Consider the following 17,226-nt stretch of genomic DNA (forward strand, 5'->3'; position numbering starts at 1 on the left):
GCCACCTGACGGTCGTCAGCCGGACGCCACCTGACGGTCAGCCGGCGGACGGTCGCAGGCCCAGGGGCTTGCCCAGCAGCGACTCGCGGCGGACCGCGAGGCGGTCGGCGACCGCGTCGAGCGCCCGGGCCGCTGGTGCCTGCGGGTCGGCCAGCACGATCGGAGTGCCGCGGTCACCGGTCTCCCTTACCCGGGTGTCCAGCGGAATCTGGCCGAGCAGCGGCACCTGGGCGCCGACGGTGCGGGTCAGCGACTCGGCGACACTGCCGCCGCCGCCGCTGCCGAAGATCTCCATCCGTTCCCCGGTGGGCAGCTCCAGCCAGGACATGTTCTCCACCACGCCGACCAGCCGCTGGTGGGTCTGCAGAGCGATGGCACCGGCCCGTTCGGCCACCTCGGCGGCGGCTGCCTGCGGCGTGGTCACCACCAGGATCTCGGCGTTGGGCAGCAGCTGGGCCAGGGAGATCGCCACGTCACCGGTGCCCGGCGGCAGGTCCAGCAGCAGTACGTCCAGGTCGCCCCAGTAGACGTCGGCGAGGAACTGCTGCAGCGCCCGGTGCAGCATCGGCCCACGCCAGACCACCGCCGCGTTGCCGGCGGTGAACATGCCGATCGAGATGACCTTCACGCCGTGTGACTGCGGAGGCATGATCATTTCCTCGACCCGGGTCGGCCGTCCCTCTGCACCGAGCATCCGGGGCACCGAATGTCCGTAGATGTCGGCGTCGATCACTCCGACCGACAGCCCGCGCGCGGCGAGCGCGGCCGCCAGGTTCACCGTCACGCTGGACTTGCCGACCCCGCCCTTGCCGCTGGCCACCGCGTACACCCGGGTGCGGGACCCGGGCTGGGCGAACGGGATGACCGGCTCGGCGCCGGCGGAACCGCCGCGCAGCTGCTCCTGTAGCGACTTGCGCTGCTCCGGGCTCATCACACCGAAGTCGACGTCCACCCCGGTGATCCCGGGCACCCGGGTCACCGCCTCGGTGATGTCGGTGCGAAGTTTGTCCTTCAACGGGCAGCCGGCGACCGTCAGCAGCAGCTCGACCCGTACCCGGCCGGCGGCGTCGACCGTCGCGGAGCGCACCATGCCGAGCTCGGTGATGGGGCGGCGGATCTCCGGGTCGTTGACCGTGGCCAGTGCGGCGTTGATGGCATCGTTGACGGTGCTGGTCGGTGCGGACATGCCCGCCATGCTACGTCGGGTGTGCAGGTCACCGCCGCTCACTGTCCGGTGGCCGCGGTCCCGCCCGGCTGGTCCGGTCGGGCGTCCGGCTGGTTCGGTCGGCTCTCCGGCGGCTGAGGTCCTTCCACCGGGCGGCGCTCCAGCCGGTGCCGGCGGTAGGCCTGCTCGTCGAGCTCCTCGGCCAGCCGGCTCAGCTCCGACCGCAGGAAGTCCCGGGTGGCCACCTCACTGACCGCCACCCGCAGCGACGCGATCTCGCGGGCCAGGTACTCGGTGTCCGCCTTCTGCATCGCCGCCCGCCGCCGGTCCTCATCCAGGGAGAGCCGGTCCCGGTCCGCCTGCCGGTTCTGCGCGAGCAGGATCAGCGGCGCCGCGTACGACGCCTGCACCGACAGCAACAGGGTCAGGAACGTAAAGGTGTACGGGTCGAAGCGCAGACTCACCGGGGCGAGGGTGTTCCACGCGATCCAGCTGACCACCGCCACGGTCATGTAGACGAGGAACCGTGCGGTACCCATGAACCGGGCGATCGCCTCGGCCCACTGCCCGAACGCCTCCGGGTCGTAGCGGGGCAGCGAGATCCGTCCCGGTTCGCGAGGCTGGTCCAGCCGGCCGGTGCTCCGGCGCAGGTCAGCCATGCCCGTCCCCACCCTCCAGCGGTGTGTCCCGGTCCCGCCAGTCCGGCGGCAGCGAGTGGTCCAGCACGTCGTCCACGGTCACCGCGCCGACCAGCCGGTTCGCCGGATCGACCACCGGCATCGCGACCAGGTCGTAGGTGGCCATCCGGCGGGTGATCTCCAACAGCGGGGTTTCCGGCTGCAACGGGTCGATGCCGCTGTCCACGACTCCACCCAGCAGCTCCGCCGGCGGCTCCCGCAGCAGCCGCTGGAAGTGCACCACACCCAGGTACTTACCGGTCGGGGTGGCCATCGGCGCCCGCGCCACGAAGACCTGGGCGGCGATCGCCGGCGGCAGCTGCGGCTCCCGAATCCGGGCCAGCGCCTCGGCAACCGTGGCGTCCGGGGTCAGGATGACCGGCTCGGAGGTCATCACGCTACCGGCGGTGCCCGCCTGGTACTGCAGCAACTGGCGTACCGAGTCCGCTTCGTCCGGCTCCATCAGGTCCAGCAGCACGTCCTGCTCCGGCGGCGGCAACTCGGCCAACAGGTCGGCCGCGTCATCCGGATCCATCTCCTCCAGTACGTCCGCGGCGCGTTCCCGGTCCAGGGCGGTCAGGATCGACACCTGGTCGTGTTCGGGCAGCTCCTCCAGCACGTCGGCGAGCCGTTCGTCGTCCAGCGCCGCGGCGATCTCCTGCCGCCGACTGTCCGGCAGATCCTGCAGGGCGTTCGCCAGGTCCGCCGCGCGCATCTGGTCGAGTACGGCAAGCAGCCCGGCCGTGCCCTGGGTGTCCGGTAGCCCGATCAGCCCGCGCACCCGGTGCCAGTCGAGCTGGTGCAGGTGACCGCGTCGGGTCAACCGCCCGGTGATCTCCCGGACCGCGACCCGGGTCAACGACCACTCGCCGACCCGGTTCGCCTCCATCGCGACGTCCACCACCGAGCCGGGCTGATCCTCCGGGTCGAAGCGGACCCGCCGGTCCAGCAGGTCTTCCAGCACCAGCAACTCGTTCGGCCGCTTCTCGAACCGCCGCAGGTTGAGGGTGCCGGTGCTGAGCAGCACCGACTCCGGGTCGATCGCGGTGACCCGGCCCATCGGCAGGAAGATCCGCCGACGCATCGGCATCTCCGCCACCAGTCCGACCACCTGAGGTGGCCGGTTGGTGGTCCGCAGCCGTACCACCGCGTCCCGGACCCGCCCGACCTGGTCGCCGTTGGGGTCGAAAACGGCGAGCCCGGCAAGCCGGGCGACGTACACCCTGGTCGCCGTAGTCACGGCCACAGCGTACGGGCCGTAGGGTTTGTTTCATGTCCAGCCTCGGGTACGAGATCGTCGACGTCTTCACCGACCGGCCGTTCACCGGGAATCCGCTCGCCGTGGTGTTCGGTGCCGATGCGCTGGCCGTCGACCAGATGCAGGCGGTCGCGCGGGAGTTCAACCTGTCCGAGACGGTGTTCGTCCTACCGCCCGGCACCCCGGACGCCAGCTACCGGGTGAGGATCTTCACACCGGAGAAAGAACTACCGTTCGCCGGGCATCCGAGCGTCGGCGCGGCGGTCACTGCCGGCCGGCGAGGCCTGGTGAGGGCGGGGACGGTGATCCAGCAGTGCGGTGCCGGGTTGCTGCCGGTCGAGCTGACCGAGCACGGGTACGCCACACTGCGCGGTGGCGAACCGACTCTCGGGGCGCCGGTGGACCCGGCCCCGCTGCTGGCCGCGGTCGGCCTGACCGCGCAGGACCACACCGGTCCGGCGCCCCGCCGCGCCGGCTGCGGTCTGGAGTTCGACTACCTGTGCGTACGTCCCGACGCTCTGCCCCGGGCCAGGCTGGACCCGGCGGCCGCGGCCCGGGGCGGCGTCGGGATGGTCAGCGTGCTGACCTGGGCTGCGGCCGGCTCCACTGCCGGTTCCCCGGCCGGCTCCACTGCCGGTTCCCCGGCCGGACCCGCGCCCGGTTTCCCGGCGGGGGAGCCGGAGCAGCCGACGGCGCACTGCCGGGTCTTCTGCCCGGGAGCCGGGGTGACCGAGGACCCGGCTACCGGGTCCGCCGCGCTCGGCCTCGGCGTCTGGGCGGTGGGCAGCGGTCTGCTGCCGGCCAACGGCCAGTCACGCTATCTCGTCCGGCAGGGGGTCGAGCTCGGCCGTCCTTCGACGTTGGACTGTACGGTGACCGCGCTGGGGGGCCGGGCGCGGAGCGCCACCGTCGCCGGTCAGGTGGTGCCGGTCGCCAGCGGGCAGATCGCCGTACCGCCGTTTGTCGGCTGACCCTCGACCCGGCGTGGGTCGCCCGGTTGTCCGGATCGCGGCCCGGCGCAGGCCCGGCGCGCTTCAGCGCCGGCGGACCCGGTGCAGGCGGAATGGACGACGGGTCGGCCGGGTGACCGTGCTGGGGCGGGGCGGCGCGGCGAGCGATCCGTCCGGCAGTGACGCGCCGGCCGCCACCGGCGGCCCGGCCGGGGTCAGGCGGTACAGCTGACACTCGTCGGCCCACCGGCGCACCAGGTCGGCCGGGCTGCCCGGGGCGTTCAGCCGTTTGGCGGCAACCTGGGCCGCGATCGACTCCCAGTCAGGGTCGGCCGGCTCGATCAGCGTCACCTCAGCGGGCCAGGACACGATCCGGCCGCCGTGATCGCCCCGCAGGGTCACCGTCGCCGGTACGCCGGCCGCCAGCCCGGCGGCGGCCTGTTCGCCGGTACCGGTCACCACGTGCAGCGAACCGTCGGCCGGCACGCACCACAGGGCCCGGGCGGGCGCGCCGTCGACCGAGACCCACGCGACCGCGGCCTTCTTGCCGGCCTCGTCCACCAGTGGGGCGGCCTCGCCGGTCTCTGCTGGGTCGGGCATGCCGACCATCCTGCCGTAGTCCCAGCGCGGTGTCGCGCCGCAGCCGGCTCGCAGATGACGCCCTGGCCTGTCGACGGTCTGTTGCCGGCCCGTCGACGCGGTCCCGGTGCACGGACCCGGTCGGTAGTCTGTGAGGATCAGATCCCGTGTCCTCCGGTGCCCACCCCTCCGGTCCGGGCGGCCGGGGTGAACTGCTCGCCACCGGTGCCACCGCGATCGCCGTACTCGCCGTGTCCACCTCGGCGCCGCTGATCGCGTTCGCCGCCGCGCCCGCCCTCGCCGTCGCCTTCTGGCGCAACGTGCTGGCCACCGGTGCGGTCGCGCCCTTCGTACTGGCCCGGCGTCGGCCTGAGCTGCGGCTGCTGGCCCAACCGGGCGGCCGTAGCCAGGCCGGCTCGAGTGCGCTGGCCGGTGTCGCGCTCGCCGCGCATTTCGGCACCTGGATGCCGAGTGCACAGCTCACCTCGGTGGCGACCGCCACCGCGCTGGTCGCCACCCAGCCGGTCTGGCAGGGCCTGATCGCCCTGGCTCAGGGCCGGCGACTGCCGCTGGTCACCTGGGGCGGGATCGGTCTCGCGGTGCTCGGCGCGGTGCTCGCCACCGGCGCCGATGTCGGATTCGACGCGCAGGCTGTCCTCGGTGACCTGCTGGCCCTGGCCGGGGCGGTCTTCGCCGCCTGCTACACCGCGCTCGGCGAGCAGGCCCGGCAGACGATCAGTACCACCACGTACACCACGATCTGCTACGGCGTCTGCGCGGGCGTGCTGCTCGTCGTCTGCCTGGCCGGCGGGATCCAACTGACCGGATTCCCGGGCTCGGCCTGGTTGGCGGTCCTCGGCCTGGTGGTCGGTGCCCAGCTGCTCGGCCATTCGATGTTCAGCTACGCCCTGCACAAGATCCCCGCGACCACCGTCAGTGTGCTCATCCTGCTGGAGGTGCCCGGTGCCGCGCTGATTGCCTGGCTGTGGTTGGGCCAGGTGCCCCGTACCGCCACGTTGCCCGGGCTCGGGTTGCTGCTGGTCGGTGTCGCGGTGGTCGTACTCGGCGGGACCCGCAGCCGCACGTCGCCGCCGCCGCTGCCGCCGGAGGCCGGTCCACCGGCCTGACCCGGACCTCGCCCCGGCACCGCCCGGCCCCGGCCGGCCCGCCGCTACCCGGCCGGCCCGCCGCCAGGCTCAGACGCCGGCCGTGGTGTTGAGCATGGTGATGATGAATCCGAAGTAGACCACCGTGAACAGTGCAATCAGCACCCCGAAGCCGACCCCGCACCAGCCGATGATCACGCCGGCCTGGGCGAGCCCGTCGCCCTGCTGGCCGGTCCGGTGAATCTCGTCGCGGCCCCGGCGCCCGAGGTAGACCGCGATCCCACCGAGCAGCGGGCAGCTGAACAGGCTGACCAGCGACACGATGAACGACGCGAGTGCCATGCTGTTCGTCGGTTGCGGCGCGACGTAGCCGTACGGGTACCCGCCGTACGGGTACCCGCCGGCCGGATTGCCCGGTGGCGGGTACTGGCCCGGCGGCGGTAGCTCGCCGCGTGGCGGTTGTCCGTCGGCCGGTGCCGGCCCGGCGCCGGCCGACGGGGACTGCGGTGCTGGCGGGCGGATCTGGCCGCCGACGTCTGGCTCCTTCACCCGGATCTCCTTCTGTGGGCCCGGCTGCTGCTAGCTCTGGCTGATGCTGGCTGCGATCGCGATCGTGACGAGAACCGCCCCGGCCAGCCCGAGACCGAAGGCGATCCAGCCGGTGATCACCCCGGCCAGTGCCATCCCGTCGCCCTGCTCCGGACGACCCTGCTCGGCCGCGGTGCGGATCTGACGCCGGGCGGAGTGCCCGAGCAGCGCGCCGACGATGCCGATCAACCCGGGCACCAGGTAGCCGCACAGCCCGACGATGCCGAGGACGCCGAGGACCAGCGCGGCGATCGCCCGGCCGTTCATCGGCATCGGGGCGGGCGGCGGATACGGGTAGCCCGGCGCGGCGTACCCGGCAGGCGGGTAGCCGGTCGCCGGGTAGCCGGTTGGCTGCTGGCCGGGCACGCCGTACCCGGCTGGCTGCTGGCCGGGCGCCGGGTAGCCGGCCGGCGAGTGGTGGCTCGGCCAGGACGGATCGCTCCAGTTGCCCGGCTGCTGGGGTTGGCTCATCGGCGGTGGTCTCTCTGCGGGAGGGTTCGCCCGATCACAGTAGTCGGTACCGGCGAACCGCTCATGGGCGGCGTCGTTGCCCGCGACGGCGCAAGCGGGCAGGATCAGTCCATGGTTTCTGACGTACGAGCCGTGATCGGCAGCGCTGGACAGGACGCCGGCCCACCCCCGTCCCCGGTCGCCACCCTGCGCCCCGGGTCGGACCAGCGCTCGGCCGCCGTCGCGTCCGGTCCGGAACGGGCCGGGACGGATCCGGACGGTGCGGCCGGGCCGGCACCTGAGCTCGGCACGTTGCGTCTTGACGGCCGGGTCGCACTGGTGACCGGTGCTGGCAGCTCGGACGGGATCGGTTTCGCCACGGCCCGACGGCTCGGCGAGCTCGGCGCCCGGGTGGCGATCGTCTCCACCACCCGGCGGATCCACGAGCGGGCGGCGGAGCTCGGCGCGACCGGGTTCGTCGCGGATCTGACCGACGAGGCCGAGGTCGGCGCGTTGGCGGACGCGGTGTCCGAACAGTTGGGCGACGTGGAGGTACTGGTCAACAACGCAGGGCTGGCCAGTCGGGCAAGCCCGGAGGTGTTGCGGCCGGTGGCCCAGCTCACCTTCGAGGAGTGGCGGGCGGAGATCGACCGTAACCTCACCACCGCGTTCCTGTGCAGCCGGGCCTTCATCGGTGGGATGTCGGAGCGTGGCTGGGGTCGGATCGTCAACCTGGCAGCCACCGCCGGGCCGGTCAACGCGCTGCCCACCGAGGCGGGGTACGCGGCTGCGAAGGCCGGCGTGGTCGGGCTCACCCGGGCGCTGGCGATGGAGATGGTCGCCGACGGCGTGACCGTCAACGCGGTCGCACCGGGCACGATCTACACGGCCGCGTCGACGGTCACCGAGCTCAAGCAGGGCATGGGTACGCCGATCGGCCGTCCCGGCACCCCGGACGAGGTGGCCGCGGCCATCGCCTTCTTCTGCTCGCCGGCCGCCTCCTACATCACCGGCCAGATGCTCGTCGTCGACGGTGGCAACAGCGTCCGGGAGGCCGAGTACCGCTGATCGGGTCAGCCGGTCCGGGTGAGGCCACCGAGGGCTCGTTCGACGGCCGTGCACCGGTCCTCGACGTAGTCGATACCGGCCGCGGCGGCGATGTCGCGGGCGACCGGCGAGGCGATCCCGCTCTGCAGCCACACGGCGGGGGCGCCGATCCGCACCGCGGCACGTACCACCTCGACGGCCTCCGGTACCGGCCGGAAGACGTTGACCAGATCGACCGGTACGTCGAGCTCGGCGAGGCTCGGGTAGGTCGGCTGACCGAAGATCTCGGCGACGTGCGGGTTGACCGGAATGACCCGCCAGCCGTAGCGGATGAGCTGCGCCGGCACGCTGTGCGCCGACTTCGCCGGGTCACGTGACGCGCCGACGACGGCGATGGTCCGCGCGTCGGCCAGGATCTGTTGCGGAGTCCTCACCCGTCGAGCCTAGTTCCCGGTGACGCCGTCCGCCTCGTCGATCCGGCGGGCGGCACCCGGCCCGGTCGGGGACAGGCCGTGCCGGCGGGCGGCCATCCGCACCCGGCCCACGACCTCTCGCTGGTACGCCTGCGGCAGGTAGGATCCGGAGCGGAACAGCGCCCGATAACGCGGGACGAGATCGGGGCGGGTCCGGCCAAGCCAGGCGGCGTACCACTCGCGGGCGCCGGGGCGCAGATGCAGCGGCAGCGGGGTGACGCTGACCGCGCCGGCCCGGGCGATCGCGCCGACGGTGGCCTCGATCGACTCCGCGTCGTCGGTCAGCCCGGGCAGGATCGGCGCCATCAGCACCCCGACGTCGAAGCCGGCGTCGGTCAACGCGCGGACCGTGTCGAGTCGTCGGGACGGGCTCGGCGCGCCGGGCTCGACCGCCCGCCACAGGGGCTCGTCGACGAACCCGACCGACATGGCCAGGCTGACCCGGGTGACCTGGGCGGCCCGGCGCAGCAGCGGCAGATCCCGCAGGATCAACGTGCCCTTGGTGAGGATCGAGAACGGATTGGCGGCGGCACTCAGCGCGTCGATGATTCCGGGCATCAGCCGGTAGCGTCCCTCGGCGCGCTGGTAGCAGTCGACGTTGGTGCCCATCGCGATCGGCCCGCCCGACCAGCCGGGGGCGGCCAGCTCCCGGCGGAGCAGCGCCGCGGCGTTGACCTTCACGACGATCTTCGTGTCGAAGTCGAGGCCGGCGTCGAGGTCCAGGTAGGTGTGGGTGTTTCGGGCGAAGCAGTATGTGCAGGCGTGGCCGCAGCCGCGGTACGGGTTGACGGTCCACTCGAACGGGACGCGGCCGGAGCCGCGTACCCGGTTGATGATCGACCGGGCGTGGATCTCGTAGAAGGTCATCCCGGCGAAGCCGGGCGTGTCGAAGGTGCGCTGCACGGCCTCGGGCAGCGCCAGCGGCAGGGGTGGAGCCGCCGGCGCTGCCCCCGGAGGGACCTGCTGGTCGGGGGGAGCCGACAAGGTGTCCCAACGCATGGCCATCATTCGAACATATGTGCGACGCCGGAGCAAGTCGGCGGGCCGGTCGGATCACCCAGGTCCGTGCCGGTCGGATCACCCAGGTCCGTGCCGGTCGGATCGCACTGGTCCGCGGTGGTCAGCTCCCACCGGTCCGGGGCGGCCCGGCGCTGTCCCGGCGGACGAGCTCGGCGCCGATCTCCTCGATGAGCGGTGGGCGTGCCCCGCCGGACGACTGCAGCGCCAGCGTCATCGCCCGGGCGCCCATTTCGGCCAGCGGCAGCCGTACGGTGGTCAGCGCCGGGGTGACATCCCGGGCGACCGGCATGTCGTCGAAGCCGACCACGCTGAACTGGCCGGGCACGACGATGCCGCGGGAGCGCAGCAGCGCCAGTACGCCGATCGCCATCGAGTCGTTCAGTGCCGCGATCGCGGTCAGTCCGGGCTCGGCATCCAGCAGGCTGGCCGCCGCGGCGGCGCCACTGGCCCGGTCGAAGTCGGCGTACGCCACCCGCCGGGCCGGCAGCTTCTGACCGTGTTCGCGGGCGGCCCGACGCAGCCCGGCGAGCCGGTCGGTGGTGGTGGTCAGCGCCTTCGGCCCGGCGACGACCCCGAAGTTGGTGTGCCCGAGGGAGTGGAGCTCGGCGCCGAGCAGGTAGCCGCCCATCTCGTTGTCCGGCACCACTGCGTCGCCGGCATGCTCGTGCCGGCCGATCACCGCCACCCGCCCGCCGGTGCGCTCGTACACCCGCAGCTTGCCGGCGAGCGTCGCGGTGAACGCTTCGTCGTGGTAGCCGGATCCGGCGAGGACGATCGCCGCCACCTGGTGGGCGCGGAGCAGCTCGACGTACTGCAGTTCCTTGTCCGGGTCCCGGTAGCTGTTGCAGATGATCACCAGCCGGCCGTGTTCGGTCGCCACCCGTTGCAGGCCGCGGGTGATCTCCGCGAAGTACGGGTCGGACACGTCGTGCACGATGACGCCGATTGCGCTGCGGTGCGACCGGGCCAGTGACTGCGCGTGGGCGTTCGGGACGTACTGCAGCTCCTCGACCGCAGCCAGTACCCGCTCGCGCAGGGCTTCGGTGACCGGTTTGCTGCTGCCGTTGATGATCCGCGAGGCGGTGGCCGGGGACACGCCGGCGCGCTTCGCGACATCGGCCAGTGTGGCCACGACCCGCTCCTTTCCCGGGCTCCCGCAGCGGAGCGGGAGCCGGCCAGGCCGGAGGCTCGCGGCATTGTGCGCGGCCCGGAATGCTTGCGGTGAGGATAGCGTGACTGGCCGGCGGTGAGCCGGGAAAGCCCTTGCCGAACGCCGTGGAGAGGCAGTAGCGTACGCCGGAAAGCGCTTACCTCAGGGGTTCCCACTGCCTCGCTGACCTGCGCCGGACACCTGACACTTCCCGCCAGCCCAACTTTCTCGCTAGCACAGCTCGCTAGCACGAACTCCCACCACCACCAAGTCGAAGGAGGCGAGGCATGGCCCGCACCACCATCGGGATCATCCTCAACGGTGTCACCGGTCGGATGGGATACCGGCAGCACCTGGTCCGGTCCTTGCTCGCCATCCGGGACCAAGGTGGACTGTTGCTGGCCGACGGCACCCGGCTGTGGCCGGAACCAGTGCTGGTCGGGCGGAACGAGAACAAGCTGCGTGAAGTCGCCGACCGGCACGGCCTCACCGAGTGGACCACCGATCTCGCCGCCGCGATGGCCCGCCCCGACCTGCAGATCTACTTCGACGCGCAGGTCACCGCGCAGCGGGAGAAGTCGCTGCGGCTGGCGATCGAGGCGGGCAAACACATCTACACCGAGAAGCCCACCGCCGAGGATCTGGCCGGTGCGGTCGACCTGGCCCGGCTCGCCGACGCGGCCGGGATCAAGCACGGTGTCGTGCAGGACAAGCTGTTCCTGCCCGGCCTGCGTAAGCTCGATCGGCTGGTCAAGGGCGGCTTCTTCGGCCGGATCCTGTCGGTACGCGGCGAATTCGGCTACTGGGTGTTCGAGGGGGACTGGCAGTCCGCGCAGCGGCCGTCGTGGAACTACCGGGCGGCGGACGGCGGCGGGATCACCGTGGACATGTTCCCGCACTGGCACTACGTGCTGGAGCAGATCTTCGGCCGGGTGACGTCGGTGACCGCGCAGGTGGCCACTCACGTCGACCGCCGCTGGGACGAGTCGGGCGAACCGTACGACGCCACGGCGGACGACGCCGCGTACGGCATCTTCGAGATCGACCGGCCGGGGCCCGACGGTGGCCGGATCATCGCCCAGATCAACTCGTCCTGGGCGGTCCGGGTGTACCGCGACGAACTGGTGGAGTTCCAGGTGGACGGCACCGAGGGCAGTGCGGTCGCCGGGTTGCGCGACTGCCGGGTCCAGCACCGCTCGACCACGCCGAAACCAGTGTGGAACCCGGACCTGCCGGTCACCGAGGAGTTCCGCGCGCAGTGGCAGACGGTGCCCGACAACGAGGAGTTCGACAACGGGTTCAAGGCGCAGTGGGAGCTTTTCCTGCGGCACGTCGTCGAGGACGCCCCGTACGGCTGGGACCTGTGGGCCGGCGCGCGGGGGGTGCAGCTCGCCGAACTGGGCCTGCGGTCGGCACGGGAGGGCCGGCGGATCGAGGTGCCGGAGCTGACCGGTGAGTGACCCGTTCGCCGGGATCGAGGTACCGGCGGCCGGTGTCGGGCCGGTGCCGCCCCGGTTCGCGCTCAACGCGGCGACCACCCGACGCTGGCCGCTGCCGGAGCTGGTCGCCGGCTGCGTCGCCGTCGGGGTCCGCGGGGTCGGCCTGTGGCGCGAGGAGACCGCCGCGTACGGACTGCGCCGCACCGCCGAACTGTGCCGGGGTGCCGGTCTGCCGGTCACCTCGCTGTGCCGGGGCGGCTTTTTCGGCTCGGACGACTGGTACGACGACAACCGGCGCGCCATCGACGAGGCCGCCGAACTCGGCGCCCCGGTCCTCGTGCTGGTCTCGGGCGGCCAGGACGGCCGAGATCTGGATGGTGCCCGGGCCCGGGTCGGTGACGCGGTCGGCCGACTGGTTCCGTACGCGTTGCAGGCCGGGGTGACCCTGGCGATCGAGCCGTTGCATCCGATGTTCTGCGCCGACCGGTGCGTGGTGTCGACGCTCGGCCAGGCGCTGGATCTCGCTGAGCCGTACCCGGCGGAGGCGGTCGGCGTGGTGGTCGACACCTACCACGTGTGGTGGGACGACCAGGTGTGGGCGCAGATCGAGCGGGCCGGTCGGGCCGGTCGGATCGCCTGCTTCCAACTCGCCGACTGGATCACCCCGCTGCCGGCGGGGGTCCTGCTGGGACGCGGTCTGCCGGGCTCCGGCTGCATCGACCTCGGCAGGTTCGCCACGGCGGTGGACGCGGCCGGCTACACCGGGCCGGTGGAGGTCGAGGTGTTCCACGAGCTGGTGTGGCAGCGACCGGGAGCCCAGGTGCTGGCGGCCACGGTCGCGGGCTACCGGTCAGCGGTCGGCGACCGGTAGCCCGCCCTGACCGTGCACGGTCAGTGGTTGTGCGATGCCAGCTGCTTGCGAACGTCGTCCATGTCGAGCGCCCTGACCTGCTCGATCAGCGACTCCAATGCGGACTCCGGGAGCGCGCCGGGCTGCGCGAAGACGACGACGCCGTCGCGGATGGCCATGATCGTCGGGATTGACCGGATGTCGAACTTGGCGGCGAGCGCCTGCTGCGCCTCGGTGTCCACCTTGCCGAAGGTGATGTCGGTGTGCTTCTCGGACGAGCGCTCGTAGACGGGCGCGAACCGCACGCAGGGTTTGCACCAACTCGCCCAGAAATCAACCAGGACGATGCCGTCGCCGGAGGTTACCTCGTCGAAGTTCTCGGCGGTTAGCTCAGCGGTTGCCATCGATGTCTCCGATCGCCAGATGTGGGGCCGTGATTCCCCGGTCTACCGTGGGAAACCGCTCTGCGTGCTACGGCATTCCCGATCGATACCTCGCGAAACGCGCCAACTCGCGGTCACTCATCGTGATGGGAGCGTTTCCAGCAGTTCTTGCAGGTGGTGCCCGGTTTCATCGAAAAGTGGCGGGGTGACTAGGACAAACACCGCCGCTGGTGGATCGGTTGGGTCTTCGATTTGACTACTCACTGTAACGTAACAAAACGATAACTGTGACTTCCGTCTCCGCTCCTGCCCTTCCCGAGCCGGGGTGGGTCCGGCAGAATCTCAAGACATCAGAGCGTGGACGGCGGGTGCCGGGGAGGGCCCCGCCGTTCATTGCGTCCAGGCCCGGAAACGAGGCCCGTCCAGGAGCGCGGGGACGCGCGGCCACCGGCCCACCGGTCGCCCCTGGGGCGCGACGTCCCGCATCCCGGTGCCGGTGTGACGGGTCCGTAGGCTCTGCAGAGCGTGGAACAGTGGCAGAGCGCAGCGCGGTCGGGTCCGCCGGTCGGCGACGGAGTCAGTGACGACGCCCGGGCCGACGTGGCGCAGATCGGCGTCGGCCCGTGGCCCGGTGACTGGCCCTCGGACCCACGTTACGACCCCGAACTGCTCGCCGCCGGGGACCGCCGCAACGTCGTCGACCGTTACCGGTACTGGCGCCGCGAGTCGATCGTCGCCGACCTCGACCAGCGCCGGCACTCGTTCCATGTGGCGATCGAGAACTGGCAGCACGACCTGAACATCGGCACGGTGGTCCGTAACGCGAACGCCTTTCTCGCCGCCGAGGTGCACATCGTCGGGCGGCGTCGGTGGAACCGCCGGGGTGCCATGGTCACCGACCGGTACCAGCACGTCCGCCACCACGCCGACATCGCCGGTCTGCTGGCCTGGGCAGGTCGGCTCCGACTGCCGGTCGTCGGGATCGACAATTTGGCCGGTTCCCGGCCGATCGAGACGGTACGGTTGCCGCGCCGCTGCGTCCTGCTGTTCGGACAGGAGGGCCCCGGTCTGTCCGACGACGCCCGGGCCGGCTGCGAGCTGCTGTTCTCGATCGCCCAGTACGGTTCCACCCGGTCGATCAACGCCGGCGTGGCGAGCGGCATCGCGATGCACGCGTGGATCCAGGCGCACGCCGGGCCACCGCCGGACCCCGCCGGGCCACCGGCACCGACCCGGCGGTAGCCGCGCACGGGCCGGACGGCAGCCGCGTCGACCGGGCTGAGGCCGGGTGGACTCGGGCGGTAGCGGCGAAGGTCCTGGCCAGGTGGGCGTACCGACCCGCGACAGAGGGAAAGAACGACTGAAAAAGCCGGTTCGCTTGACGGGGGAGCGGCGCGGCGAGCAACGTGGGTGGCGTGGGTGTGATGGTGAGCTGTCCTCGCTGCGGAGGCCCGGTGCGGCCGCCTGACCTGATGCACACCGAGTCCCGCTGTGACGGTTGCGGGCCGGTGCCCCCGCTGCACGTCGCCGAGCACATCGGGGCCGAGATCGTCGCGAGTGTGGCGCACCGGCTGCTGGCCACCGCCGGGCCGGGTGCGGCCGTGCCGGTGCCACTGTGGGCGATCTGGCCGCTGCTGGCAGGCTGGACGTTGACCGGTGTCGGCTGGGTCGGCGACGACCGGGAGGCGGTCCGGGCGACGGTCACCGCGTTCAGCGGCCCCGCTCCGGTCTCCGGCGGGCCGGCAGATCTGGTGCTGGTGGCCGAGGAGCCCGGGGTGGGTCTGGGCACCCGGTTCGCCGGGCTACCCGGCCCGGATCCCGGGCAGTTGCTGGCCGGAGTGCTCGGTGACCGGCCGGCGGTCGGTGACCGTCGATCCACCGGCGGTAGCGGTCCGGGCGGTGGCGGTCCGCACGCCAAGTTGCGGGCTGGTGGACATCCGACTCCCTTGTGGTCGATTCCGGCCGAGCCGGACCGCTGTGCCTACGTCGGCGAGGCGCGCGGCCTGTGGCTGTACGCAGTGGCCTGGCCGGCGAACGCCGGCTACCTGCTGGCCGAGGAGATCGTCCTGCACGACCTGTCCGAGGAGGTGCCGGCCGGGATCGTGTACGGCGCGCCGTCGCCGTACCTGCACGGGAAAGCGTGAACACCTTTTCCCACGATCAACTACACCACCGTGGGACGATGGGCTGATATTCTAGTAACGCCGGGACGAGCGTCGCGGCGCGCCACACGGAGGGGGATGGCCCGCAATGGTCAAGAAGGTCCTCACCTGGGGCGGAATCGCGTTCCTGATTTTCTTCGTCGCGTTCCGGCCTGACTCGGCGGCCGACGTGTTCAAGTCGGTGGGCGGCGGGATCGTCGACATAGCGCAAGGGTTCGGCGACTTCTTCACCAGCCTCGTGGCCTAGTCGCCCATGGGCAACCCCTCCGAGCCCCCCGACGCTGACGACGAGGCCGCCCGCCGGCGCCGTCAACGCGACACCGAGCCGATTCCGCAGATCCATCCGGAGGACGGCCCCCACTTCGGTGCGGGGCCGTCCTACGGGGATGGTCCGGCGTACTCGGATGGTCCGGCGTACGCCAGCAGCGCCGGTTACGGCGGCCGGTCCGGTGGTGGCACCCGCCAGGTGCCCGACGAGCCGATCATCAGTTACTCGCCGCCGGACATCTCCGCCGACGAGCTTGCCGGCCTGCAGGTCGACGCCTCCGGCATGCCGGTGCAGCCGCGCCGGGTGCTGCCACTTGAGGACGAGCCGACCCCGCTGGTCGCGCGGTACCTCTTCCCCACCGAACGCTACCGGGGCGAGTGGAAACGGCACTGGATCCACCTGATCACCCCACTGCTGATCGGGGTGGTCGCGACCTTCGTCCTCGGCTACCTCTCCGGCTTTCTCGCCGGGCAGGACGTCGGTGGGCTGACCACGGTGGCGGTGCTGCTCTGGCTCGGTGTGCTCGGCTGGGTCGGCTGGAAGATCGCCGACTGGTGGTTCGACCGCTTCATTCTCACCAACAAGCGGGTGATGGTGGTGAACGGCATCGTCACCCGTAACGTGGCGATGATGCCGCTGCTGCGGGTGACCGACATGAAGTACGAGCAGTCACCGCTCGGCCGCTTCCTCAACTACGGCACGTTCATTCTCGAGTCGGCCGGCCAAGAGCAGGCGCTACGCGAGGTCAAGCACCTGCCGAACCCGAACGAGCTCTACCTCCGGGTGGTCGAGGAGATGTACGAGCCGCAGGCTGTGGAGGCACGGTTGAGCAAGGACGAAGCCGCCGCCAAGGCGGAAGACGGAGCGTGACGGCGTCGCGGTTGCGTCCCTCCGCCCGGCCCCGCCACCGGTCGGTCCGACCCCGACACCGTCCTGTCCGGCGTACCGTGTCCGGCGACGGGGGAGGTAGCCGATGACGCCCAGGGACTCCGTGGAGGAGGACTTCCGCGAGTTCGTCGCATCCCGTTCCGGGGCGCTGCTGCGTACCGCCTATCTGCTCGCCGGTGACTGGGCGACCGCCGAGGACCTGCTGCAGACCGCGCTGACCAAGACGTACCTGGCCTGGAAGCGGCTCGGCCAGATCGAGGCGGTCGAGCCGTACGCCCGCCGGGTGCTGGTCAACACCGCGACCAGTTGGTGGCGTCGACGCTGGCACGGTGAACGTCCCACGGAGACGCTGCCGGAACGGGCCGGCCCGGACCTCATCCAACAGCAGCTGGACCGGGACGTGCTCTGGCGCCATGTCAAGGCGTTGCCAGCCCGGCAACGTGCGGTACTGGTACTGCGCTACTACGAAGACCTCTCCGAGGCCCAGACCGCCGCGCTGTTGAACATCTCACCGGGCACGGTGAAGAGTCAGACTTCCCGGGCGCTCGGCACGCTGCGCAAACGGCTCGCCGCCGAGGAACCACACCTCGCTCCGGCCACAGTCACATCCCGCCCAACCCGGCCCGCCGTGGCGGTGCCGACCACCGCCCGCCCGCTGCCGGCACCGACCCAGGCGGCACCGGTCCGATCCACCCGAGTAGTGGTGTAGCGAACCGGTGACTCCCCTTTCCGGACCGCCCAGCGACAACCTTCCACCGACACGGCGGCGTCCA

At 71.8% G+C, this 17,226-nt stretch carries 20 protein-coding genes; 10 read left to right on the forward strand and 10 right to left on the reverse strand.

The features are described 5' to 3' along the window. Positions 1 to 37: 37 nt before the first annotated feature. From O7553_RS01310 to O7553_RS01320, 3 genes are read right to left on the reverse strand one after another with little or no spacing between them, the layout of a single operon-like run. Positions 38 to 1,186, reverse strand: coding sequence for an Mrp/NBP35 family ATP-binding protein (locus O7553_RS01310; protein WP_281553085.1), 1,149 nt, complete (start codon positions 1,184 to 1,186; stop codon positions 38 to 40). Between the two features lie 38 nt (positions 1,187 to 1,224). Next, positions 1,225 to 1,824: a DUF1003 domain-containing protein gene (locus O7553_RS01315; RefSeq protein ID WP_281553086.1), complete on the reverse strand. Its 600-nt coding sequence runs from the start codon at positions 1,822 to 1,824 to the stop codon at positions 1,225 to 1,227. Further along, positions 1,817 to 3,082, reverse strand: coding sequence for a CBS domain-containing protein (locus O7553_RS01320; RefSeq protein WP_281553087.1), 1,266 nt, complete (start codon positions 3,080 to 3,082; stop codon positions 1,817 to 1,819). The genes O7553_RS01315 and O7553_RS01320 overlap by 8 nt, the downstream gene beginning before the upstream one ends. Before the next feature lie 32 nt (positions 3,083 to 3,114). Between O7553_RS01320 and O7553_RS01325 the strand changes: the two genes are divergently transcribed. Next, on the forward strand, positions 3,115 to 4,071 hold the full coding sequence (locus tag O7553_RS01325) for a PhzF family phenazine biosynthesis protein (protein WP_281553088.1): 957 nt from the start codon (positions 3,115 to 3,117) through the stop codon (positions 4,069 to 4,071). Positions 4,072 to 4,134: 63 nt separating this feature from the next. On the opposite strand, the gene O7553_RS01330 is transcribed toward O7553_RS01325, so the two are convergent. Continuing rightward, positions 4,135 to 4,650, reverse strand: a complete 516-nt coding sequence (locus tag O7553_RS01330; protein WP_281553089.1) for a hypothetical protein — start codon at positions 4,648 to 4,650, stop codon at positions 4,135 to 4,137. A 146-nt stretch (positions 4,651 to 4,796) separates the two neighbouring features. On the opposite strand from O7553_RS01330, the gene O7553_RS01335 reads away from it, so the two are divergent. After that, positions 4,797 to 5,756 (forward strand): DMT family transporter, encoded by a 960-nt coding sequence (locus O7553_RS01335; protein ID WP_281553090.1) that lies wholly within the window; start codon positions 4,797 to 4,799, stop codon positions 5,754 to 5,756. A 69-nt stretch (positions 5,757 to 5,825) separates the two neighbouring features. Here the strand turns inward: O7553_RS01335 and O7553_RS01340 are convergent, their stop codons facing one another. After that, positions 5,826 to 6,284 (reverse strand): DUF4190 domain-containing protein, encoded by a 459-nt coding sequence (locus O7553_RS01340; RefSeq protein ID WP_281553091.1) that lies wholly within the window; start codon positions 6,282 to 6,284, stop codon positions 5,826 to 5,828. Positions 6,285 to 6,314: 30 nt separating this feature from the next. Continuing rightward, on the reverse strand, positions 6,315 to 6,794 hold the full coding sequence (locus O7553_RS01345) for a DUF4190 domain-containing protein (protein ID WP_281553092.1): 480 nt from the start codon (positions 6,792 to 6,794) through the stop codon (positions 6,315 to 6,317). A 111-nt stretch (positions 6,795 to 6,905) separates the two neighbouring features. Here O7553_RS01345 and O7553_RS01350 point away from each other — a divergent pair, with 111 nt between their 5' ends. Then, entirely contained in the window at positions 6,906 to 7,841 is a 936-nt protein-coding gene (locus tag O7553_RS01350) for an SDR family NAD(P)-dependent oxidoreductase (protein ID WP_281553093.1), read from the forward strand. 5 nt (positions 7,842 to 7,846) lie between these two features. On the opposite strand, the gene O7553_RS01355 is transcribed toward O7553_RS01350, so the two are convergent. From O7553_RS01355 to O7553_RS01365, 3 genes are all read right to left on the reverse strand, one after another. After that, on the reverse strand, positions 7,847 to 8,254 hold the full coding sequence (locus O7553_RS01355; protein WP_281553094.1) for a CoA-binding protein: 408 nt from the start codon (positions 8,252 to 8,254) through the stop codon (positions 7,847 to 7,849). A 9-nt stretch (positions 8,255 to 8,263) separates the two neighbouring features. After that, entirely contained in the window at positions 8,264 to 9,292 is a 1,029-nt protein-coding gene (locus O7553_RS01360; protein WP_348650015.1) for an Rv2578c family radical SAM protein, read from the reverse strand. Between the two features lie 121 nt (positions 9,293 to 9,413). Next, entirely contained in the window at positions 9,414 to 10,445 is a 1,032-nt protein-coding gene (locus O7553_RS01365; RefSeq protein WP_281553095.1) for a LacI family DNA-binding transcriptional regulator, read from the reverse strand. Between the two features lie 305 nt (positions 10,446 to 10,750). Between O7553_RS01365 and O7553_RS01370 the strand changes: the two genes are divergently transcribed. Continuing rightward, a complete protein-coding gene (locus tag O7553_RS01370; RefSeq protein ID WP_281553096.1) occupies positions 10,751 to 11,923 on the forward strand; it encodes a Gfo/Idh/MocA family oxidoreductase in 1,173 nt (390 codons plus the stop codon). Continuing rightward, positions 11,916 to 12,773: a sugar phosphate isomerase/epimerase family protein gene (locus O7553_RS01375; protein WP_281553097.1), complete on the forward strand. Its 858-nt coding sequence runs from the start codon at positions 11,916 to 11,918 to the stop codon at positions 12,771 to 12,773. Before O7553_RS01370 ends, O7553_RS01375 begins: the two co-directional genes overlap by 8 nt. Before the next feature lie 20 nt (positions 12,774 to 12,793). Here the strand turns inward: O7553_RS01375 and trxA are convergent, their stop codons facing one another. Next, positions 12,794 to 13,156 carry a thioredoxin gene (gene trxA / locus O7553_RS01380; RefSeq protein WP_281553098.1) on the reverse strand — a complete coding sequence of 121 codons (363 nt, stop codon included), beginning with the start codon at positions 13,154 to 13,156 and terminating at the stop codon, positions 12,794 to 12,796. 579 nt (positions 13,157 to 13,735) lie between these two features. Here trxA and O7553_RS01385 point away from each other — a divergent pair. The 5 genes from O7553_RS01385 to O7553_RS01405 all read left to right on the forward strand — a co-directional run bounded on the left by O7553_RS01385 (position 13,736) and on the right by O7553_RS01405 (position 17,162). Beyond that, positions 13,736 to 14,377: an RNA methyltransferase gene (locus O7553_RS01385; RefSeq protein WP_281555409.1), complete on the forward strand. Its 642-nt coding sequence runs from the start codon at positions 13,736 to 13,738 to the stop codon at positions 14,375 to 14,377. A gap of 182 nt (positions 14,378 to 14,559) precedes the next feature. Next, positions 14,560 to 15,279, forward strand: a complete 720-nt coding sequence (locus O7553_RS01390; protein ID WP_348650014.1) for a DUF6758 family protein — start codon at positions 14,560 to 14,562, stop codon at positions 15,277 to 15,279. A gap of 106 nt (positions 15,280 to 15,385) precedes the next feature. Continuing rightward, entirely contained in the window at positions 15,386 to 15,544 is a 159-nt protein-coding gene (locus O7553_RS01395; protein ID WP_199757972.1) for a hypothetical protein, read from the forward strand. A 6-nt stretch (positions 15,545 to 15,550) separates the two neighbouring features. Continuing rightward, the gene (locus tag O7553_RS01400) at positions 15,551 to 16,435 is read left to right on the forward strand and encodes a PH domain-containing protein (protein ID WP_281553099.1); all 885 of its coding nucleotides are present in this window, start codon (positions 15,551 to 15,553) and stop codon (positions 16,433 to 16,435) included. 103 nt (positions 16,436 to 16,538) lie between these two features. Beyond that, positions 16,539 to 17,162 carry a SigE family RNA polymerase sigma factor gene (locus O7553_RS01405; RefSeq protein ID WP_281553100.1) on the forward strand — a complete coding sequence of 208 codons (624 nt, stop codon included), beginning with the start codon at positions 16,539 to 16,541 and terminating at the stop codon, positions 17,160 to 17,162. The last annotated feature ends 64 nt before the right edge of the window (positions 17,163 to 17,226 follow it).

It is taken from the genome of Solwaraspora sp. WMMA2059, assembly GCF_027497315.1.
In the GTDB taxonomy this organism is placed as follows: Bacteria; Actinomycetota; Actinomycetes; order Mycobacteriales; family Micromonosporaceae; genus Micromonospora_E.